This window comes from Bradyrhizobium sp. SRS-191 (genome assembly GCF_024586915.1).
Taxonomy (GTDB): Bacteria; Pseudomonadota; Alphaproteobacteria; order Rhizobiales; family Xanthobacteraceae; genus Bradyrhizobium.
This window is the reverse complement of sequence record NZ_JANBVS010000002.1, coordinates 236,204-257,391: the sequence shown is the minus strand read 5'-3', so window position 1 is coordinate 257,391 and position 21,188 is coordinate 236,204. Positions and strand designations below refer to the sequence as shown.

At 65.7% G+C, this 21,188-nt stretch carries 18 protein-coding genes and 1 tRNA gene; 8 read left to right on the top strand and 11 right to left on the bottom strand.

From position 1 onward, the window contains the following. Positions 1-151: 151 nt before the first annotated feature. From NLR35_RS05035 to NLR35_RS05025, 3 genes are read right to left on the bottom strand one after another with little or no spacing between them, the layout of a single operon-like run. Positions 152-1,486 (bottom strand): replication-associated recombination protein A, encoded by a 1,335-nt coding sequence (locus NLR35_RS05035; protein WP_257165453.1) that lies wholly within the window; start codon positions 1,484-1,486, stop codon positions 152-154. Next, the gene (locus tag NLR35_RS05030) at positions 1,483-2,877 is read right to left on the bottom strand and encodes a DegQ family serine endoprotease (protein ID WP_257165452.1); all 1,395 of its coding nucleotides are present in this window, start codon (positions 2,875-2,877) and stop codon (positions 1,483-1,485) included. Before NLR35_RS05030 ends, NLR35_RS05035 begins: the two co-directional genes overlap by 4 nt. A 60-nt stretch (positions 2,878-2,937) precedes the next feature. Continuing rightward, positions 2,938-3,315 (bottom strand): helix-turn-helix domain-containing protein, encoded by a 378-nt coding sequence (locus NLR35_RS05025; protein ID WP_257165451.1) that lies wholly within the window; start codon positions 3,313-3,315, stop codon positions 2,938-2,940. 117 nt (positions 3,316-3,432) lie between these two features. Between NLR35_RS05025 and NLR35_RS05020 the strand changes: the two genes are divergently transcribed. The 4 genes from NLR35_RS05020 to NLR35_RS05005 all read left to right on the top strand — a co-directional run bounded on the left by NLR35_RS05020 (position 3,433) and on the right by NLR35_RS05005 (position 6,506). After that, a complete protein-coding gene (locus NLR35_RS05020) occupies positions 3,433-4,449 on the top strand; it encodes a zinc-binding alcohol dehydrogenase family protein (protein ID WP_257165450.1) in 1,017 nt (338 codons plus the stop codon). Between the two features lie 467 nt (positions 4,450-4,916). Then, entirely contained in the window at positions 4,917-5,306 is a 390-nt protein-coding gene (locus NLR35_RS05015) for a GFA family protein (RefSeq protein WP_257165449.1), read from the top strand. 55 nt (positions 5,307-5,361) lie between these two features. Beyond that, positions 5,362-6,042 carry a site-2 protease family protein gene (locus NLR35_RS05010; protein WP_257165448.1) on the top strand — a complete coding sequence of 227 codons (681 nt, stop codon included), beginning with the start codon at positions 5,362-5,364 and terminating at the stop codon, positions 6,040-6,042. 59 nt (positions 6,043-6,101) lie between these two features. Beyond that, complete coding sequence (locus tag NLR35_RS05005; protein WP_257165774.1) at positions 6,102-6,506, top strand: hypothetical protein; 405 nt, start codon at positions 6,102-6,104, stop codon at positions 6,504-6,506. Positions 6,507-6,527: 21 nt separating this feature from the next. Here the strand turns inward: NLR35_RS05005 and NLR35_RS05000 are convergent, their stop codons facing one another. The 7 genes from NLR35_RS05000 to NLR35_RS04970 form a co-directional block, all read right to left on the bottom strand. Then, positions 6,528-7,316 (bottom strand): TonB family protein, encoded by a 789-nt coding sequence (locus NLR35_RS05000; protein ID WP_257165447.1) that lies wholly within the window; start codon positions 7,314-7,316, stop codon positions 6,528-6,530. A gap of 15 nt (positions 7,317-7,331) precedes the next feature. Further along, complete coding sequence (gene exbD / locus NLR35_RS04995; protein ID WP_257165446.1) at positions 7,332-7,811, bottom strand: TonB system transport protein ExbD; 480 nt, start codon at positions 7,809-7,811, stop codon at positions 7,332-7,334. A gap of 6 nt (positions 7,812-7,817) precedes the next feature. Then, positions 7,818-8,768, bottom strand: a complete 951-nt coding sequence (gene exbB / locus NLR35_RS04990; protein ID WP_257165445.1) for a tonB-system energizer ExbB — start codon at positions 8,766-8,768, stop codon at positions 7,818-7,820. An 11-nt stretch (positions 8,769-8,779) separates the two neighbouring features. Then, complete coding sequence (locus tag NLR35_RS04985; protein ID WP_257165444.1) at positions 8,780-9,469, bottom strand: Fe2+-dependent dioxygenase; 690 nt, start codon at positions 9,467-9,469, stop codon at positions 8,780-8,782. Positions 9,470-9,471: 2 nt separating this feature from the next. Beyond that, entirely contained in the window at positions 9,472-11,892 is a 2,421-nt protein-coding gene (locus NLR35_RS04980) for a TonB-dependent siderophore receptor (RefSeq protein WP_257165443.1), read from the bottom strand. Between the two features lie 240 nt (positions 11,893-12,132). Next, complete coding sequence (locus tag NLR35_RS04975; RefSeq protein WP_257165442.1) at positions 12,133-12,393, bottom strand: hypothetical protein; 261 nt, start codon at positions 12,391-12,393, stop codon at positions 12,133-12,135. A gap of 318 nt (positions 12,394-12,711) precedes the next feature. Further along, entirely contained in the window at positions 12,712-13,191 is a 480-nt protein-coding gene (locus NLR35_RS04970; RefSeq protein WP_257165441.1) for a MarR family winged helix-turn-helix transcriptional regulator, read from the bottom strand. Positions 13,192-13,361: 170 nt separating this feature from the next. Between NLR35_RS04970 and NLR35_RS04965 the strand changes: the two genes are divergently transcribed. Both NLR35_RS04965 and NLR35_RS04960 read left to right on the top strand, forming a co-directional pair. Next, positions 13,362-14,531 carry an efflux RND transporter periplasmic adaptor subunit gene (locus tag NLR35_RS04965; RefSeq protein ID WP_257165440.1) on the top strand — a complete coding sequence of 390 codons (1,170 nt, stop codon included), beginning with the start codon at positions 13,362-13,364 and terminating at the stop codon, positions 14,529-14,531. Then, a complete protein-coding gene (locus NLR35_RS04960) occupies positions 14,528-17,674 on the top strand; it encodes an efflux RND transporter permease subunit (protein WP_257165439.1) in 3,147 nt (1,048 codons plus the stop codon). The genes NLR35_RS04965 and NLR35_RS04960 overlap by 4 nt, the downstream gene beginning before the upstream one ends. A gap of 21 nt (positions 17,675-17,695) precedes the next feature. Here the strand turns inward: NLR35_RS04960 and NLR35_RS04955 are convergent, their stop codons facing one another. Then, a complete protein-coding gene (locus NLR35_RS04955; RefSeq protein ID WP_257165438.1) occupies positions 17,696-19,972 on the bottom strand; it encodes an arylsulfatase in 2,277 nt (758 codons plus the stop codon). Between the two features lie 156 nt (positions 19,973-20,128). Here NLR35_RS04955 and NLR35_RS04950 point away from each other — a divergent pair, with 156 nt between their 5' ends. Together NLR35_RS04950 and NLR35_RS04945 are read left to right on the top strand one after the other, a co-directional pair. Then, positions 20,129-20,839 carry a TetR/AcrR family transcriptional regulator gene (locus NLR35_RS04950; protein WP_257165437.1) on the top strand — a complete coding sequence of 237 codons (711 nt, stop codon included), beginning with the start codon at positions 20,129-20,131 and terminating at the stop codon, positions 20,837-20,839. Positions 20,840-21,018: 179 nt separating this feature from the next. After that, positions 21,019-21,092: transfer RNA gene (locus NLR35_RS04945), tRNA-Gln, on the top strand. Positions 21,093-21,188 lie beyond the last annotated feature (96 nt).

Genomic DNA, 21,188 nt, shown 5'->3' with positions numbered 1-21,188 from the left:
TCTCTCCACCGTCATTGCGAGCGCAGCGAAGCAATCCAGGGCGGAACGAGGACTCTGGATTGCTTCGCTGCGCTCGCAATGACGTGGTGAGAGCATGATGCGACATGAGCAGCGGAAGGTGCTGTAGCAGCGCGCCGAGCCGACGTCGCTCCTACCCGCCCCGCTCTTTCCTGAGCTTCGCCCAGTAATCCAGCCGCTTCCGGATCTCGCGTTCGAAGCCGCGCTCGGGGGGATCGTAGAACTGCTGGCGGCCCAGGGCTTCGGGAAAGTAGTCCTGGCCGGAGAACGCGTCCGGCGTGTCGTGGTCGTATTGATAGCCCGTGCCGTAGCCCTCGCTCTGCATCAGCTTGGTCGGGGCATTGAGGATGTGCTTCGGCGGCAGCAATGAGCCGCCCTCTTTTGCGACGCGCTTGGCGGCGCCGAAGGCCTTGTAAGCGGCGTTGGATTTCGGCGCTGTCGCGACGTAGATCACGGCCTGCGCGATCGCGAGCTCGCCTTCGGGAGAGCCGAGAAAGTCGTAGGCGTCCTTGGCGGCGTTGGCGATGACCAGCGCCTGCGGGTCGGCAAGACCGATGTCCTCCACCGCCATGCGGACGATGCGGCGCGCCAGGAACAACGGATCCTCGCCGGCATCGAGCATGCGTGCGAAGTAGTACAGCGCGGCATCCGGATCGGAGCCGCGCACCGACTTGTGCATGGCCGAGATCAGGTTGTAATGGCCGTCGGCCGACTTGTCGTAGATCGGCGCGCGGCGCTGCAGGATCTCCTGCAGCTGCACCGCGTTGAAGATCTCGCCCTTGCGCGCCGAGCGCCAGACTTCCTCGGCGAGCGTCAGCGACGCCCGGCCATCGCCGTCGGCCATGCGGATCAGCACGTTGCGTGCTTCGTCATCGAGCGGCAGCTTGCGGCCTTCGACCGCCTCGGCGTTTTGATAGAGCTTCTCGATCGCGGCGGCATCGAGCGAATGAAAGACGAGCACGCGCGAGCGCGACAGCAGAGCGGCGTTGAGCTCGAAGGACGGGTTTTCGGTCGTCGCGCCGACCAGGACAACGGTGCCGTCCTCCATCACCGGCAGGAAGGAATCCTGCTGGGCCCTGTTGAAGCGATGCACCTCGTCGACGAACAACAAGGTGCCCTGCCCTGTCTCGCGCCGGGCGCGCGCCGCGTCGAACACCTTCTTCAGGTCGGCCACGCCGGAGAACACCGCCGAGATCTGCTCGAAGTGCAATTCGGTGGCATCGGCCAAGAGCCGCGCCACCGTGGTCTTGCCGGTGCCCGGCGGGCCCCAGAAGATCAAGGAGCCGAGCGTGCGCGTCTCGAGCATGCGCGTCAGCGCGCCGTCGGGGCCGAGGATGTGATCCTGCCCGACCACATCCGACAGCTTGTGCGGACGCAGCCGCTCCGGCAGCGGCCGCGGCGCATCGTGCTCCATCCCCGCGGCAGCGAAGAGGCTCGGCCCTCCCTGCTGGGGACGCTTCGGGCTCATCCGCCGAGCGTCACGTTGATCTGCTGACCGCCGCGCAGCACGGTGATGCGCCAGAGGCGCGCCTGCTCGCGCGCGGCCTTGTCGAGATCGGTGGTCTTGGCGATCTTCTGGTTGTTGACGGCCATGATCACGTCGCCCTTCTGGAAGCCGACATTGGCCGCCGTGGTGCCGTCGCCGGGCTCGAGAATGACGACGCCCTCGGTGTCGGCGTCGAGATGCAGCTCGTCGGCGACCGCCGGCGAGATGTTGGCGACCTTCGCGCCCTGGAACGGCGAGCGGCCGTTGATGACCATCTCGTTGCGGCCGGTGTCCGGCGCCGTCTCCAGCGCGACCGCAACCTTCACCGGCTTGCCGCCGCGCTGCACCTCGATCTGCGCGGTGCCGCCGAGCGGCCGCGTGGCGAAGCGATAATCGAAGGCGTTGGGATCATCGACCGTCTGGCCGTCGATCGAGACGATCAAGTCGGACGACTTGATGCCGGCCCGCGCCGCCGGGCTGTTCGGCGTGACGCTCGCCACCAGCGCGCCGGTCGGCGAGCGCAGGCCGAGGCTCTCGGCAATCTCCGGCGTCACCGCCTGCAGCCGCGCGCCGAGCCACGGACGCTTCACCGCCTTGCCGCCGCTCTTGGCGGAGGCTACGACGACGCGCACCATGTTGGCCGGGATCGCGAAGCCGATGCCCTGCGAGCCGCCGGACTTCGAATAGATCGCGGTGTTGATGCCAGCGAGCTTCCCGGTCATGTCGACCAGCGCGCCGCCGGAATTGCCGGGGTTGATGGCGGCATCGGTCTGGATGAAGAACTGATAGTCGGTGATACCGACCTGGGTGCGCGCCAGCGCCGAGACGATGCCGTGGGTCACGGTCTGGCCGACGCCGAACGGATTGCCGATCGCGAGCACGACATCGCCAACCAGCAGATCATCCGAATTGGCGAGCTCGAGCGTCGGAAACTGCTCCTTGGTGCCCTTCAGCTTAAGCACCGCGAGATCGGTGCGGCTGTCCTTCAGCACGATCTCGGCCTCGTACTCGCGCTTGTCGGCGAGCGACACCTTCACCTCGTCGGCGCCCTCAATGACGTGCACGTTGGTGACGACGAGACCCGACGCATCGATCATCACGCCGGAGCCGAGCGAGCGCTGCATCTGCTCCTGCGGGCCGCCCTGCAGGCCGAAGAAGCGGCGGAAGACCGGATCGTCGAGGAAGGGATTGCGGTTCTGCACCACCTTCGCGGCATAGACGTTGACGACCGCCGGCTGCACGCGCTGCACGATCGGCGCATAGGACAGCCGCAGCTCGGCGCCGGATTGCGGCACGCGCCGCTCCTGCGCCGCGAGCGGAGTGGCGGCCAGCAGCGACAGCAGCAGGAGCACGGTGGAGCGAATCAACGTCATGCGAACAATCCTGGAAAAATGAGGCCCTGGATATAGGCGGAACGGCCGGTGCGGCCAAGCTCAGGCGGTCTGATGCGGCGTTTTGATGGTCTCGGCAACCGGGCCGCAGGACAGCCGGTCCTGGTGCCGCTCGCCCCAGCTGCGCAGCACCTCGATGACCGGCCGCAGGCTCTCGCCGACCTCAGACAGGGTGTAATCGACCCGCGGCGGCACCTCGGCATAGACCTTGCGGACCACCAGCCCGTCCTCCTCCAGCGCGCGCAGCTGCTTGGTCAGCATGCGCTGGGTGATGCCCGGCATCAGCCGGCGCAGCTCGCCGAAGCGCTGGCTGCCGCCCTGCAGGTGGTAGAGGATGACGCCCTTCCACTTGCCGTCGATCAGATCCAGCGTGGCCTCGACCGCGCAGCCAGGCCGCCGGGTGAAATTCTTCCGTTTCATCGCGTTCTGGCCCAATAGTATCCAAACGGGGACTAGTTCCCTGTTTTTACAGTACTTGCCGAAATGACGCCAGCAGGACAAGTAGGCCCTATCGAAAGTCCAGCCAGGAGGTTGTTCATGAAGGCCGTCGGTTACCAGCAATCGTTGCCCATCAGCGAGGAGCGCGCGCTGTTCGATTTCGAGACCGCCAAGCCCGAGCCCAAGGGACGCGACATCCGAGTCGCGGTGAAGGCGGTGTCGGTCAATCCGGTCGACACCAAGGTGCGCAAGCGCGCGGCGCCGCCGGCCGGCGAGACCAAGATCCTCGGCTATGATGCCGCCGGCGTGGTCGAGGCGGTCGGCCCCGAGGTGACGCTGTTCAAGGCGGGCGACGAGGTTTTCTACGCCGGCTCGATCCTGCGCCAGGGCACCAACGCCGAATTCCATCTCGTCGACGAGCGCATCGTCGGCCGCAAACCGAAGAGCCTGTCGTTCGCCGAGGCCGCCGCGCTGCCTTTGACCTCCATCACCGCCTGGGAGCTGCTGTTCGACCGGCTCGGCGTCGTCCCCGGCAAGAGCCTCGACGACCGCACCCTGCTGATCACGGGTGCTGCCGGCGGCGTCGGCTCGATCCTGATCCAGCTGGCGCGACGCCTCACCGGGCTGACCGTGCTCGCCACCGCCACCCGGCCGGAGTCGCGCGACTGGTGCCTGAAGCTCGGCGCCCACGCCGTGATCGATCACGGCAAGCCGATGAAGGCGCAGATCGACGCGCTCAAGCTGCCGCCGCTCAGCCTCATCGCCAGCCTCACCCACACCGACCAGCACTACAAGGCGATCGCCGAGTTCATGGCGCCGCAGGGCAAGTTCGGCCTGATCGACGATCCCGCCGAATTCTCGCTCGCCGCCTTCAAGGGCAAGGCGATCTCGATCCACTGGGAGTCGATGTTCACGCGTTCCTCGTTCACGACGCCGGATATCATCGCCCAGCACCATCTGCTCAACGATGTCTCGGATCTGATCGACAAGGGCGTGATCCGCACCACGCTCGGCGACAATTACGGCGCCATCAACGCCAAGAACCTCAAGCGCGCGCATGCGCTGATCGAGAGCAACACCTCGCGCGGCAAGATCGTGCTGGAGGGATGGAGCTAACTGAGACTCCGTAGGGTGGGCAAAGCCGCCGCCGCAGGCGGCCGCGTGCCCACCGTCCATCAGCGCAGTCCAATGCGACATGGTGGGCACGGCGCCACCGCGAGCTCGCAAGTTGAAAGACCTCGCATTCGCCTTTGCCCACCCTACGGCCCTTCTCTGTTGCGGCATCGACCATCAAACCCACAGCCCGCTCTCTCCGTCACTGCGAGTGAAGCGACGTGTCCGCCGTAGCTCAAAGAGCGAAGGCGGAGGCAATCCAGGGGCATCGCGGAACTCCCGTCGTGATCAGCAAGATTCCTGAGGTGTGGTCTGAAAAACATCGTAGGCCGTGCTAGGGTTTGGCGCACGGCACGCTGTTCAACCCGCCGGTAGATCGTCTTAGCTTCGAGCCGGTGCGCATCGGATGATGCGCTATGGTTGCATGCGCAGCTCGGGCGCGTGATCCCGTCTCGTCAGGAGCCGACACCATGATCCATCACGGCGGATGCTTCTGCGGCGCAGTGCGCTTCGAATGCCGGGGCGGGCCGATCAACGTGCGCATCTGTCATTGCCGCAATTGCCAGAAGGCGACGGGCTCGCCGTTCTTCGCCCGCGCGCTGTTCTCCCATGATGCCTTGACGATTCACGGCGAGACCGCGCGCCACCCCTCCTCCGATGCGCTCGACCGGATGTTCTGTCCGCGCTGCGGGACGCGGCTGTTCTCCTGGCGGCACACCCGCCCGGTGGTGGGCGTGGCGCTGGCGTGCTTCGACGACCCGAACGTGTTTTCGCCGACCGAGCACATCTGGACATCGGCCAAGATCGGCTGGGTCGAGATCAACGACGCTCTGCCGCAATTTCCGGAAAATCCTGCGTAGCATCGCGGAACCATCGTGCCTATGTAAGGCGTCACCCCCTCCCGGAACCTGCTCCTTGAATCTCTCGCCCTACGGCATCTCCATCTGGATCCTGCCGATCATCATCGCGATTACCTTTCATGAGGCCGCTCACGCCTTCGTCGCCTGGCGGTTCGGCGACGACACGGCGCTGAAACTGGGTCGCGTCAGCTTCAACCCGGTCAAGCATATCGATCCGTTCGGCACGATCCTGCTGCCGGGCATGCTGCTGCTGTCGGGATCGCCGTTCCTGTTCGGCTATGCCAAGCCGGTCCCGGTCAATTTCCGCAACCTGCAGCCGCTGCGGACCGGCATGATCATGGTGGCGCTGGCGGGTCCGGCCACCAACATCGCGCTGGCGCTGGCCGCGGGGCTGGCGTTCCACGCCCTGCCCTTCGTCCCGGCCGGCGGCGCGCAGTGGGTTGCCCACAATCTGCTCAATGCCTTTTCCTTCAACATTTTGCTCGCCGTCTTCAACATGCTTCCGATACCGCCGCTCGACGGCGGCCGGGTCGCCGTCGGCCTGCTGCCATCAGTCCTGGCGCGGCCTTTTGCCCGGCTCGAGCCCTACGGCATGCTGATTCTGATCGGATTTTTGATCCTGCTGCCCCTGGCGGGTTCCCAGTTCGGTCTTAATCTTGATTTTGTGTCGGGGCTGCTCCGCGCCACAACCGATTCTCTCAAGCAACTGCTTCTGTTATTGACGGGTAACACCTAAGTCTCTCGCATCAGGGACGGTAAACGAGCTCCGAGGCACTCTTGGTCAAAGCCGCTGACATGATGATCGCGCGCCGCGCCGATACGCGCGCCCGGGCCGATTTCGCGACATGGAAGATGATCGCCAAGCTGAACGGCGCCTCCGGGCTGCCGCCGGCCGCGCAGGAGTTCCTGGCGAGCTACAAGACCCGGCTCACCGACATGACGGAGCACGAGGCGACCGAGGCCACCATCCGCGAGATGTACAAGGCCTATTACGCCGAGATGGGCGGCGGCGGCGCCCCGCCCGAGGTCAAGCCGGTGAAAGCCGAGCCCGTGACCGACAATGTCACCGCCTTCCGCAAGCTGCCGCCGAAGCCGAAGGCCGCGCAAAGCGGCACCACCGTCCCGCGCAAGCTGCCCGTGGCGCTGATCTTCGCGGCGCTCTGCGTGGTCTATGTCGGGATTCGGCTGTACTTGCAGTGAGGCCTTGAGGACCTCACCCGCTCATTTCGGCGGGTTGAACTTGACCGGCAGGACGAAGGAGAACTCGTCCTCGGTGAGCCCGGCCGGAGGCTTCGGCACCGGATCCGAGCGGCGGACCATGCTGACGGCTGCCTGATCGAAGTCCGGATCGCCGGAGGTTTCCTTGACATCGACCGAGACGATGCGGCCTAGCCGGTTGAGGACGAGCGCCAGCTTGAGCTGGGCGGCGACCTTCTTTCCGGACGGATACTTCTTGTGCAGCTCGAAATAGGCGCTGATCTTGCGGCCCCAATTGGCCGTCAGCCGCTCGACGTCCTTGCCGATACCGGCATTCGGCGCCTTGGTCTTCTCGGCTTCGGGGACCTTCTCGTCCAGAGCCTTGCGCGCACTGTCCTCGGAGGCCTCCTGCGCCTCTGATGCCTGGGTCTGGACGGTCGCGACCTTCTGCTCTTCGGTCGGCTTCTTCACATCCGAGGTCGTGACCTCACGGTCGGCCTCTTCCGTCGTGGTCGGGACATCCTTCTGCAGGTCGGTCTGCTCGACCTCGGCCTTCTGCTCGTGCATCTGCGGAGCGGCAGCCTGGGCTACCGAGTCCTGCCCGACCGGCACCTCGTCATTGTCGACCTTCGGCGAGCCCATATCGATGTCGATGACCTCGGCGCCGGCCGCGCCGAGGCCGCCGGTCTCCTCGTCATCCTTGAGATGGGTCAACGCCAGCGCTGCGCCGCCGGCGTGCAGCAGCAGCGCGCCGAAGATAGCCAGCAACCAGAGGCGGCGCGAAGAGGCGTGACCGTGATCGAGGTCGCTCATGACGGGCCGCGCTCCTCAAGGCTGCGCCGGCTGGGCCGCCGGCATCGCGGCAGGTCCCTGAGCGGCCGCCGCTGGCGGCGCTTCCAGCGCAACGAGCTTGATCTTGGTGTAGCCGCCGACGCGCAGCAGCTCCAGCACGCCCATCAGCTCGCCATAGGGCACCAGCTTGTCGGCGCGCAGGAAGATCGGCCGGTCCTTCGGCTGATCGGTCATCGCGTCGAGCTCGCGCACGAGGTCGACGCGCTTCACCAGGTTTTCCCCGATCGCCAGCGACAGGTCCGGCTTGATCGAGACATAGGTCGGCTTGTCCGGCTTCTTCTGCGGCGACGCGCTGGATGACGGCAGGTCGATCGGCAGGTCGACGGTCGACAGTGGCGCGGCGACCATGAAGATGATGAGCAGCACCAGGATGACATCGATGAACGGCGTCACGTTGATGTCGTGGGTCTCGTCGAAATCGTCGTCGAGATCGCCTTCGGAAAGCGAGACGGCCATCGCCTGCTACTCCGCCGCGCGCGCGTGGACGCTCATGTGGCTGCGATCGAGATCGCGCGACAGCAGCCGCCCGGTGGCGCCCGAGGCGCGGCTGACGAGCTCGAGATAGCCCTTCGTGACGCGTGAAAAGTGATTGTAGATGATGACCGCCGGGATCGCCGCCGCAAGGCCGATCGCGGTCGCCAGCAGCGCCTCGGCGATGCCAGGCGCAACCACCGCGAGGTTGGTGGTCTGCGATTTGGAAATGCCGATGAAGCTGTTCATGATGCCCCAGACGGTGCCGAACAGGCCGACGAAGGGCGAGATCGCGCCGACGGTGGCGAGCAGGCCCATGCCGACGCGGACGCGGCGCGCCTCGGCGCGAACGATCTCCGTGAAGCTCGAGGCCGCGCGCTCCTTGATGCCCTCGTCGCTGTTCAGCCCGGCCGACAGACGCGCTTCCGAGATCGCAGCATGCAGCAGCGTCGAGGCGACGTTCTTCGCGCTGTTTCCTTGCCCCAGCGCGAGCTGCGCCTCGGCGAGCGACTTTGCGGCCGTCAGCTTGCGCAGCGCAGCCGTGAGACGACCGCGCAGCACGGAGAACTCGATGCTCTTGGCAATCAGGATCGTCCAGCTCGCGACCGAGGCCAGCGCCAGCGCGATCATCACCGCTTTGACGATCATGTCGGCCTTGAGGAACATGCCGAGCGGCGACAGCTCGTCGAGCCCGGTGGCAACCGCCTTGCCAGCGCGCGCAGCGCCGCTTTCGGCGGTCGCCGGCATCTGCGCCGCAGGCTGGCCAGAGGCAGGCTGGCCAGATGCAGGCTGGCTTGGTGCCGGCTGCGCCGACACCTCCGTCGAGATCGCCGGCGCGGACGGCGCCGGCTGGCCGACCTGCTGCGCGCCCGCGGGGGTGACGGCTGAAACAGTCAGAAATGACAGGACGATTGCAAACCTTGCGAGGAACGATGTCATCATATCTCGGCCCACTAAACCTCGGCCCATTGCCGGATCAGATTGTGATAGATGCCGGTCAGCTTGACCGCATCGGGATCGTCCCTCCCGAGGCGTTCCGCCAAGCTCTGGATCGCCGTGTCCAGATCGAAGATCATGCTCCGGACATGGGCATCCCGTATCATGCTCTGCATCCAGAAAAAAGAGGCGACCCGGGCGCCTCTCGTCACCGGCGTGACCATATGAAGGCTCGATGACGGATACAGCACCGCATGCCCTGCGGGCAACTTGACTTCGTGCGATCCGTAGGTGTCCTCGATCACAAGCTCGCCACCGTCATACGTGTCGGGCTCGGCCAGGAACAGCGTCATCGACAGATCGGTGCGGATGCGAAGCCCTGTCAACGGATCGCCGCGCACGGCATTGTCGACATGGATGCCGAAATGGTCGCCGCGCGAGGCCGCATAGCGATTGAACAAGGGCGGAAAGATCTGCAGCGGGATCGCCGCCGACAGGAAGCGCGGGTTCTTCGTCAACGCACTGATGACGCGCTGGCCCAGCACACGCGCCGCCTCGCCGTCCGGCGGCAACTGCTCGTTGCGCTTGACCATGGCCGACTGCGCCCCGGCCGTCGAGCGGCCGTCCTCCCACTCCGCCGCATCCATGATGCGGCGGAAGTCGGCGACCTCGTCTTTGGACAGAACGTCCGGGATGCAGATCAGCATGATCAGAACTTCGCAGTTGTCACGATGTAGAAGGCGCGGCCCGGGGCCACGGCGACGAACGGCACCGCGCTCCGATACAGCGTGTCGTAGTAGAGCTTGTTGGTCAGGTTCTGGGCGTAGAGCTTCATCGTCCAGTTCTTGTCGATCTTCTTTTCCACGAACGCATCGAACCGCCAGTAGCTCGGCAGCTCGTTGCCGGTGTTGGCTGCGAAGGTACCGCCATAGACCTTGGAGCGGTACACCGCCTGGCCGCCGATCTCCCAGCCATTGTCGAGCTTGTACTTCGACAGCATGCTGAAGGACTGGTGCGCGATGTTGGCAAGCTGCAGGCCGATATTGGAGGAGATACCGCTCTGCGTGACCTTGGACTGCATCAGCACCAGGCCGCCGAAGATGCTCCAGCGGTCGGTGAGCTTGCCTTCCGCTTCGATATCGATGCCCTGGATACGATACGCCGCGCCCGAGGTGAGGACGCTGTTGACCGTCTCGCGCGCATTGTCCTTGGTGGTCTGGAACAGCGCACCGGACACCAGGAGGTGACGATCGACCAGCTCCCATTTGGTGCCGAGCTCGGCCGCCTTGTTGCGCTCCGGCCCGAGCAGAATGGCGGTATTGGCGGGGACGCCGCCGTAATCGGTTCCGGTGGCGTCGAGCTCGGAGCCGAACGGATTGGCCGAGGTCGCATAGGCCGCGTAGATGCTGCCGATCGGCATCGGCTTGTAGACCAGGCCGACGTTGTAGTTCACCAGGTCGGCGTTCATCTTGAGATATTTCGGCGAGTTGGTGGACGAGCTCATGTTGTAGCCGTCGTAGCGGACGCCACCATTCAGGATGATGGTGTCTCGCCAGTTCGCCGTGTCCATCACGTAGACGCTATTGGTGTTGACGCCATACCGCGTGGGGTTGCCGGACAGCGACGGGACCGTGCTGAACGGGATGTTGGTGTATTGCGGCGAGTAAACGTTGACGCCGGTGACCGCGCCCGAGCTGGTCGAGCCCCCGCCGAACAGCTCCGACGCCAGGCCGGTGTAGCGGTCGATCGAGATGTTCTCGTTCGAGAACTCCGTGCCGAGCACCGCGGTGTGCTTCACGCCCCAGGTATCGAGCTTGAACGTGGCGTCGTTCTGGTTGGCCCAGACGTCGACGGTCTGATAGCGGCTCTGCGCGCTCGCCGTGGTGGTCCAGAGCAGCGGGTTCGGGCTGGTGGTGTTCGGGTTCTGCGGCAGCGTACCAATGTAGTTCAGAACCGAGTTTTCACCGCGGAACTTGCTGGTGAGCGTGATCGCCTCGTTGACCTTGTACTCGGCCGTGGCGGTGCCGAAATCCTGCCGCGCGGCCTGGAAGTCGCGGTTGAGGAAGCCGTACCAGGTGCCGCGCGGAATGCCGGCCGACGTCACCGGGACGTTGCCCTGCTTGTAGTAGGGCACGCCGAAATCCGGGTAGCCGGAGAGGTCGGTATGGACGTAGTTGGTGGTGAACTTGAGATCCTCGGTCGGCGTCCACTTGGTGGAGAGGAACGCGCCCCAGCGATCGTCGGTGACGAAGTTGCGTCCCGCGACGTTGGAGTCCTGGAACACGCCGCCGGTGCGCACCGAGACGGTCGGCGAGATCACCTGGTTGACGTCGAGCGTGACACGCTTCTGCTGGTCGGTGCCGAACTCGGTGTCCATGCGCTTGAAATTGGTGTCGCCCGCCTGCTTGGTGACGATGTTGATGGCGCCGCCGGCGGTGCCGCGTCCCGCATAGGACGAGGCCGGACCGCGCAGGATCTCGATCTGCTCGGTGAAGAAGTTCTCGCGGATCGACACCGCGGGATCGCGGATGCCGTCGATGAAGACGTCGTTACGGGCATCGAAGCCGCGGATGAAGAAGCGGTCGCCGAACGCGTTGCCGCCCTCGCCCGAGCCCAGCGTGACGCCGGCAGTCGAGCGGCCGATCTCCTTGAGCGCCGTGACGTGCTTGTCCTGCAGCACCTCCTTGCTCATCACCGTGATCGTCTTCGGCGTGTTCAAGAGCGGCTCGGGGAACTTGCCCGAGGCCTGGACGCGGTTGACCTTGTAGGGCTCGGCAGCATCAGCATAGGGGTTGGCGTCGGGCGCGGAAAGCCCGCCGGCGTTCGGGAAGGCCACGGCAGCCTGCTGCGCCCCCTGCTGGCGGGTCGCCGCGCGGCGCAGCGCATTGCGCGCGCGAACCTGCTCGGCACTCGGCTTGGAGGACGTGGGCTTGGCGCGCGCGACCGGCGCATCGACATTGACCGGCGGGAGATCGGAAGCGGGCTGGGCTTCGGCCCCCGACACCGACGCCACCGCCATCAATCCTGCGATGGCCGATACTTTGGTGACGGAAGGCCCCTCGCCTCGTCCGTCCATGACATTCATCGCTGCGCCCTCGCGCAGCGAACGCGGTGCTCTCACCTGTCCCATTTTGTTTTCACGCGCCCCAGATTTTTCATTCCACATCGCGATCGCGGATCACTCGCAGCGCGACGATGTGTCGTTGGTATCGGGCGTGTTTCAGGGGGTCAATTTGAGGAGCCCTAATTTGGCCTTGAATAGTTCCAGATCAAAACAATTCTAAAAACGTTCAACTAATAACCGGGAGGAACTTGAAATCGTTCTAAACAGCGCGATTGCACTCGCGCTGTTGTCGAGACGCCTCACATCTCAGCTCGCGGGGCCGGCCGGCTCGTCGCTGCTCGGCGGCTTCATCAGCGAGAACAGCTCGTCCACGGTCTGCACCGCGACCGCCCGCACGCGATCCGAATCGTCGACACCCGCAATCCGCACGCCGTTGACGACCGCCCTGATCTCATCGCGAAAATCGGTGAGGAAGCGCAAGGGATCGCGCTGCTCGTTGGCGACGCGCGCAATCAGGCCGGTCACCAGGATCTGGCACGCGAGCATCTTGCCGTTGAGTTCTTCCATCGAAAGCTTCCCATCTCATTGTGGCCGCACGGCGCGTCGTTGCCTTCACCGGCCGACGCTGCCCTGCTCTGGTTGAAAACGCGCGCTTGCCCGTCGGCATCATCGAGCCGCCGACATCGACGCTTCTAATCAGCTCTCATCGGGCGCGACAAGACGGCGACAATAGGTCGGCCGACGGCGCGGCGGCCTGTCTGCGATCATCCGGGCTTCGACACAAAGGACCGGTGCACGCCGCTCGCACGCGAACGCTCGATTCTCCGGCTTTTTCGCACTCAGGATGTCTCACTGCGGAAACGCAACTCTGGATCGGAAGAACGCCTATCCGAGCGCCCCCGGCGATTTGACCGCGATGCCGGCCTTGGTTTCGGACAGCGCCTTGATGCGCTCCTTCAGCTCGCGCAGCGTGGCGAGGCAGGAGGTCACTGCGGCGTCCGGGATGTCGTGCAGCACGTCGGTCGCGACCGCGTCGCGCACCTCGTCGAGACTGTCGGCAAGCTCCCGGCCCGCGGCGGTGAGATACAGCCGATTCGCGCGGCGATCCCTCGGATCATGCCTGCGCTCCAGCAATCCCTGCTCCACAAGCCTGTCGAGCAGCCGCACCAGCGAGATCGGCTGCAGTTCGAGCACATCCGCGAGGTCGACCTGCGACAACCCCTCCTGCGCGCGGAGCCGAAACAACACCACCCATTGCGCGCGCGTCGTGCCGCGCTGCTTGGCACGATGATCAATATAGTTGCGGAGAATGCGCGAGCTTTCGACAAGCTGCGCGATCAGCTGACGTCTGTCGTCGAGCGACATGGCCGTGACCTCCCGTGAAGTCTTGTGATCGCACCCGCGAAGCTTGCCAATTGTTTAGGTTCGGCCAAGCGCTCGTGTGTTTACACATTAATTGCGTGCGTACTATATCTAGGCTGCTGGGAACGGCTTTAAAGACCCGTTATCCTGTCCGCCTCAGCATGTGGGCCAGCATGAAGACATCACGAACCATCACCTGGATCCTGTTGCTCGCGGCCCTTGGCGGCGGCGGCTATTACGGCTGGCAGCGTTATCAGGACGCGAATGCCGCCAAGACGGCGGCTGCGCAGAAATCCACCCGCCCGCCGGCTGTTCGCGTGTCGGTCGTGCCGGTCGAGAAGACGGACTTCCAGGTCTTCCTCACCGGGCTCGGGACCGTGCAGGGCTTCAACACCGTCCAGGTCCGTACCCGCGTCGACGGCCAGATCGACAAGATCGCCTTTACCGAAGGCCAGCTGGTGAAGGAAGGCGACCTCCTGGTGGAGATCGATCCGCGCCCGTTCCAGGCCGCGCTCGATCAGGCCAAGGCCAAGCGCGCCCAGGACGAGGCCAATCTCAACAACGCCAATCTCGATCTGCAGCGCACGACCAAGCTCGGCGAGTTCGCGACGCGGCAGCAGCAGGACACGCAGCGCTCCACCGTCGCGCAGCTGACGGCGCAGATCGCTGCGGACGACGCCGCCATCGCCAATGCCCAGACCCAGCTCGGCTATACTCAGGTCAAGGCGCCGATCTCCGGCGTCGCCGGCCTGCGCCAGGTCGACATCGGCAACATCGTCAACGCATCGAGCCAGACCGGCATCGTCTCGATCGCGCAGATCGAGCCGATCGCGGTGATCTTCACCGCGCCGGAGGAGCAGCTGCCCTACATCAACGAGGCGCAGAAGACGGCGCCTCTGAAGGTCATCGCTTTCACGACCGACGGCAAGAAGCAACTCGCCGAGGGCAAGCTGATGGTCGTCAACAACCAGGTCGACACGACCAGTGGAACAATCCGGCTGAAGGCGGTGTTCGACAACAAGGAGCACACGCTGTGGCCGGGTCAGTCGGTCTCGACGCGGCTCCTGGTGCGGACGCTGAAGGACGCCACGGTGGTTCCCGACGACGCCGTCCAGCACTCCACCAACGGGCTCTACTCCTACACCGTGAGCCCGGAGAACAAGGCCGAGCTGCGCAAGGTGAAGGTGGGCGCCTCGATCGATGGCCGCACGGTCGTCGAAGAAGGTCTCACCCCAGGGCAGCAGGTGATCACGGGCGGTCAATTCAAAGTACAGCCTGGCTCGCTCGTGACCACCGCGGTGGCCAGCTCGGAGCCGGCCCCAGCTAAGGTCCGGCAGGAATGAACGGCGGCGGCATCTCGGCACCCTTCATCAAATACCCCATCGGCACCTCGCTGCTGATGGCGGGGATCCTGTTCATCGGTCTCGTCGCCTATCCGCTGCTGCCCGTTGCGCCGCTGCCGCAGGTCGACTTCCCGACCATCCAGGTGACGGCCAACCTGCCCGGCGGCAGTCCCGAGACCATGGCGACCTCGGTCGCCCAGCCGCTGGAGCGGCAGTTCGCCCAGATCCCCGGCATCGCCCAGATGACGTCGACGAGCTACCTGGGCACCGCCGCGATCACCATCCAGTTCGATCTCAACCGCAACATCGACGGCGCCGCCAACGACGTCCAGGGCGCGATCAACGCGGCGTCCGGCCAGCTGCCGAAGAACCTGCCGTCGCCGCCGACCTACCGCAAGGTCAACCCGGCGGATTCCCCGATCCTGCTGCTGTCGGCGACCTCCGAGACGCTGCCGCTGACCACCGTCAGCGACGCGGTCGACGCCGGCCTCGCCCAGCAGATCAGCCAGATCTCGGGTGTCGCCCAGGTCATCATCGGCGGCCAGCAGAAGCCGTCCATCCGCATCCAGATCGACCCGGCCAAGCTCGTCGCCAAGGGCCTGTCGATGGAGGACGTGCGCAGCCAGATCGCCATCACCACAGTCGATGCGCCCAAGGGCAACATCGACGGCGAGCGGCGCGCCTATACGATCTACGCCAACGACCAGCTGACCGACGCCAAGGACTGGAACGACGTCATCATCGCCTACCGCAATGGCGGCCCGTTGCGGATCCGCGACATCGGCAAGGCGGTTTCGGCAGCCGAGGACGCCAAGCAGGCCGCCTGGGCCAACGGCACGCGCGGCGTGTTCCTGGTGATCTTCAAGCAGCCCGGCGCCAACGTCATCGAGACCGTCGACCGCATCAAGGGGCTGCTGCCGCGGCTCGTCGCGGCGATCCCGCCGGCGATCAAGATCGACGTCATCTCCGACCGCACCACGACCATCCGCGCCGCCGTCGAGGACGTCCAGTTCACGCTCATCCTCACCATTTTCCTGGTGGTGATGGTCATCTTCATTTTCCTGCGCAGCTTCTGGGCGACGGTGATCCCGACCATCACGGTGCCGCTGGCGCTGCTGGGGGCCTGCGCCATGATGTGGGGCGTCGGCTATACGCTCGACAATCTGTCGCTGATGGCGCTGACCATCGCGGTCGGCTTCGTGGTCGACGACGCCATCGTCATGCTCGAGAACATCTCGCGCTATGTCGAGGAAGGCGAGACGCCGATGGCCGCCGCCTATAAGGGCGCCAAGGAGATCGGCTTCACCATCGTCTCGATCTCGATCTCGCTGGTCGCGGTGCTGATCCCGCTGCTCTTGATGGGCGGCATCATCGGCCGCCTGTTCCGCGAGTTCGCGGTGGTGCTGGCGATGACCATCTTCGTCTCGATGTTCGTGTCGCTGACGCTGACGCCGATGATGGCCTCGCGCTTCCTGCGCAACGAGCACGCCGCTCAGCACGGCAAGTTCTACCAGTGGAGCGAGGCCGCGTTCGACGCGATGCTGCGGGCCTATGAGAAGGGCCTCGACGTCGCGCTGCGCTGGCGCTTCGCCACCCTCATGGTGTTCTTCGCCACGCTGGGCCTGTCGGTCTATTTGTTCATTCTGATCCCCAAGGGCTTCTTTCCGCAGCAGGACGTCGGCCTGATCACCGCCACCTCCGAGGCCTCGCAGGACATCTCGTTCAAGGCCATGCAGTCGCGCCAGGAGGCGCTCGCCAAGATCGTGATGGCCGATCACGACGTCGCCAGCATCGCGATGAACATCGGCGGCTCCGGCCGCGCCGGCAACAACGGCAACATGTTCATCACGCTGAAGCCGCGCGAGGAGCGTGACGCCACGGCGCAGCAGATCATCGCCCGCCTGCGGCCGCAGCTCGAGAAGGTCGAGGGCGCTCGCCTCTACATGCAGGCGGCCCAGGACATCCGCCTCGGCGGGCGGCCGTCACGCACCCAATTCGAGTTCACCTTGCAGGACCCGAATCTTTCCGAGCTCAACGAATGGGCGCCGAAGATCCTGGAAAAGATGCGCGCGCTGCCGCAGCTGCGCGACGTCGCCACCGACCAGCAGGCCGACGGCACCACGGTGCAGCTCGTCATCAACCGCGACACCGCCTCGCGCTACGGCATCTCGCCGCAGCTGATCGACGACACGCTGTACGACGCCTTCGGGCAGCGCCAGGTCGCGCAGTACTTCACCCAGCTCAACTCCTACCGCGTCATCCTGGAGATCCTCCCCGAGCTGCAGGGCAATCTCGACACGCTGAACAAGCTCTATGTGAAGTCGCCGACCACCGGCGACCAGGTGCCGCTGTCGACCTTCGCCAGCTGGACGACGGTGCCGGTCAAGCCGCTCTCGATCAGCCACCAGGGCCAGTTCCCCTCGATCACGATCAGCTTCAACCTCGCCCAGGGCGTTGCGCTCGGCCAGGCGACCGATGCCGTCCAGCGCGCGATGGTCGAGATGGGTGCGCCGACGACCTTGAACTCGAGCTTCCAGGGCACCGCGCAGGCGTTCCAGCAATCGCTGTCGACCGTGCCGCTCCTGATCCTCGCGGCGCTCGTCGTGGTCTATCTGATCCTCGGCATCCTCTACGAGAGCTACATCCACCCGATCACGATTCTCTCGACCCTGCCCTCGGCCGGCGTCGGCGCACTCGCGATCCTGATGGCATTCGGCTACGAGTTCAGCCTCATTGCTCTGATCGGTGTCATCCTGCTGATCGGCATCGTGAAGAAGAACGGCATCATGATGGTCGACTTCGCCATCGCGGCGGAGCGCGACCAGCATCTGGCGCCGGAGCAGTCGATTCGCCAGGCCGCCCTGCTCCGCTTCCGCCCGATCATGATGACGACGATGGCCGCGCTGCTCGGCGGCGTGCCCTTGATGCTCGGCAACGGCACCGGCTCGGAGATCCGCCAGCCGCTCGGCTACGCCATGGTCGGCGGCCTGATCGTCAGCCAGATGCTGACGCTGTTCACCACGCCGGTGATCTATCTCTATCTCGACAAAGTCAACAACGCCTTCTCGCGCTGGGGCCGCGCGCATATCGAGCACGAGCCGGAGACCGCGGCGGCAGGGCCGGTCAAGGAAGCGGCGGAGTAACCCGCCGCTTCGCGCCGTCCTTCACTGCCGCGCCATCTCCGCGTTGCCCACACTCTCGCCGTCCAGGTTCTGCTCGTTCTGCATCGTCACCGTCACGTGCGAGAGCCGACCGGTGAAGGCGAACGGCGCCGCGTAGTCCGAGACCGGGCTGCCGCGGTCGTGGCCGATGTCGAGGCCCGACCAGGAGATCAGCGTGTGGAAGGCGAGCTGCGTGGTCACCGCGCCGGCCTCCTCGCCGTCGATCAGCAGCGTGTACCGGCTCATGCCGGTGCGGGCGCCCTTGGCCGGCTCGCTCTCGCGCCGCAGGCGCGCGACGCGCAGGCCGAGTTTATGCGCCCCTGCTGGCACCGGATGGGTCGAGCGGACGATCTCGTGGCGGCCGCCGATGTTGAGATCGTGCACGAGATGGCCGTCCTTGACGTAGAGGCTGTAGCCCGAGGTGGCGTCGCCATGCGCGATCAGCACGCCGCTCCCGCCTGCGTCGATCTCAACATGGGCCTCGATCAGATAGTCGCGGCTGCGCACATCGGGAGCGACGTCGGTCGGCACATGGCCCATGCCGGCGTGAAAGGTGAAGCGCGTGCGCGCGCCGTGGACACGCGCCGCGTTCTCGGCGAAGCGCGGGCCGAAGCGATCGTCGAGCGGCAGCACCTGGTGCGCTTCGGCCTGCTCCCACCACAGCTTCACCAGCGCGGCGAGCCGCTCCGGCTCGGCGGCGGCGAGATCATGGGTTTCGGAGAAATCCTGCGCGAGGTGAAACAGCTCCCATTTGTCGTTGTCGAACGGCGTGCCGGTGGGATGAAACGCGACCGCCTTCCAGCCGTCGTGCCAGAGGCCGCGATGGCCGAACATCTCGAAATATTGCGGGGCCGGCTTCGACGGCGCATCCGGATCGTTGATCGAGGCGGCGAAGCTCACGCCTTCGAGCGGCATCTGCGGGACGCCTGCGATCGTGGCAGGCGCATCGACGCCGATCAGCTCGAGCAAGGTCGGCACGAGATCGCAAGCATGGACGAACTGATGACGGACCTCACCCCCGGCGGGAATCGCCCGCGGCCATGACAGGATGAAGGGATCGCGGATGCCGCCGCCATGGGTGTTCTGCTTGTAGCGCTTGAGCGGCGTGTTCGACGCCATCGCCCAGCCATGCGGGAAGTTGGAATGCGTGTCGGGGCCGCCGATGTCGTCGATGCGCGCGAGCTTCTCGGCGATCGGCTCCGGCTTGAAATTGAACGGCCCCATCGCATTGACGAAGCCGAGCGGCCCGCCTTCCTGGCTGGCGCCATTGTCGGACATCACGATGACGAGCGTGTTGTCGCGCTGGCCGGTCTTGTCGAGGAAGGCGAGCAGCCGGGCCAGATGCTGGTCGGCATGGTCGAGCATGCCGGCAAACGCCGATTGCAGCCGGGTGAAGACGCGGCGCTCATCCTCGGAATGCGCCTCCCAGGCCTTCACGCCGTCATTGCGCGGCGGCAGGTCGGTTGTCTCGGGCACCAGCCCCATCGCCTTCTGCCGCGCCAGGCGCTCCGCGCGCTCGACGTCCCAGCCATGGGCGAACACGGCATCATAGCTCTCGATGATGTCATGAGGCGCCTGGTGCGGCGCGTGGCAGGCGCCGAGCGCGAGCCAGGTCAGCCATGGCAGCTCGGGCCGGTCGGCGGTGTGGTCGGCGATGAAGCGGATCGCCTGATCGATGAGGTCTGCGGTCAAATGATAGCCGTCGGCGTAGCTGCCGGGCGGCGGGATGTGCGTATTGTCGAGCACGAGCTCCGGCGCATATTGATCGGTCTCGGCGTCGAGAAAGCCGTAGAAGCGGTCGAAGCCGCGGCCGAGCGGCCAGCCGTCGAACGGCCCGGTCGCCCCGCTCTCGGTCAGCGGCGTGACGTGCCACTTGCCGACCATGTAGTTGCGATAGGCGTGCGCGCGCAGCATCTCGGCCAGCGTGCCCGCCTCCCGCGCCATCTTGCCGCGATAGCCTGGGTAGCCGGAATCGAAATTGGCGAGGCAGCCGACGCCGACCGAATGATGGTTGCGCCCGGTCAGGAGCGCCGCGCGCGTGGTCGAGCACATCGCGGTCGTATGGAAGCCGGAATAGCGCAGACCCTGCGCCGCCAGCGCATCGATCGCGGGCGTGCGGATCGGCGAGCCGTAGCAGCCGAAATCGGAGAAGCCGACATCGTCGAACAGCACCACCAGGATGTTGGGCGCGCCCTTGGGCGGCTGCGGCGGCGCCGGCCACCACGGTTTTGAACCTGCGATGGTCCTGCCGATCGTGCCGCCGAATGCCGGCTCGTTCATGGCTCGTCCTCCCCCGTCGCTCGCGTCGCGGCGAAGCGGCCTTGCGACAGCGGCGTTGTTCTGGTTGCCGCGATCCGCCCTCCGCGAGGGAGAGCAGCGCCCGCTTGCCTGAGATCATAACCATGATTATCATTATTATTCCAGACGGAGAGTTTCATGATCCCGCGGATTGCGGCAGTCGACCTGCCCGGCGTTACGCCGTCGCGGCAGCAGCGCAGCCGCGAGACCACGCTGGCCCTGCTGACCGCCGGCGCCGAGCTCCTGCGCACGCGCAGCCTCGCGGAGCTGTCGATCAGCGAGCTGTGCGCTGACATCGGCGCCACGGTCGGCGCCTTCTACAGCCGCTTCGACAGCAAGGAGGCCTATTTCAACGCCCTGCTCGCGCTCACCCTGGAGGACGGGCGGGAGCAGCTGCTGAAGCTGCCGGCGGCCGAAGCGGCCCCTGCCGGCGACCTCGATGCGCAGTGTCATCTGCTGGTCCGCGGCACCGTGCTCTGGATGCGCCGTCACAAGGGCGTCCTGCGCGCCGCCCTGGTTCGCGGCGAAAACGGATCCAATAACTGGACCGGCTTCAAGGATCTGGCGCAGGCGCTGTCGAAACGCGCGGCGCTGCTGCTGCGGCCGGCAGCTGACGGCGCCAGCGCTGCCCGCAAGCCGGCCGCGACCGCGGAGGAGCGCAAGGCGGTCGCGTTCGGCATCCAGGTCGTGCTCGGCACGCTGGTGAACGCCATCCTCAACGATCCCGGCCCGCTCTCGATCGACGACGACGAGATCGCACAGAGGCTGGGTGCCTGCCTCGTCCAGCTGCTGCGCGCCAAGCCGGACGGCGCGCCCCGTAAGCCGCCAGCCCGCTCTGCCAAGCGCTAAAGGCCGGGCGGTTGGCTGAAGGTTGCCAAACAGGTTGGAAATCCGTCATCCAGCGGCTTGCCAAAGCCTCGGACATGCGGGTAGAAGGACGCGTCGCCGCCGCCGGCCTGCTTCGCGGGCCGGTTCGCAAAACGGTGCCAGACAGTCCACCAAATGGTTGAAACTGCTCGGCATTCCGTTGGGGAATGGTGTAACGGTAGCACAACAGACTCTGACTCTGTTTGTCTTGGTTCGAATCCAGGTTCCCCAGCCAGCTTGATCTCGCCGCGACCGCCTGAAGCGAACAGGCCCCCTTCCTCGTGACCTGAACCGACGCCGCTATCCGCGTGCACCAGCGCTTCGACGCGCC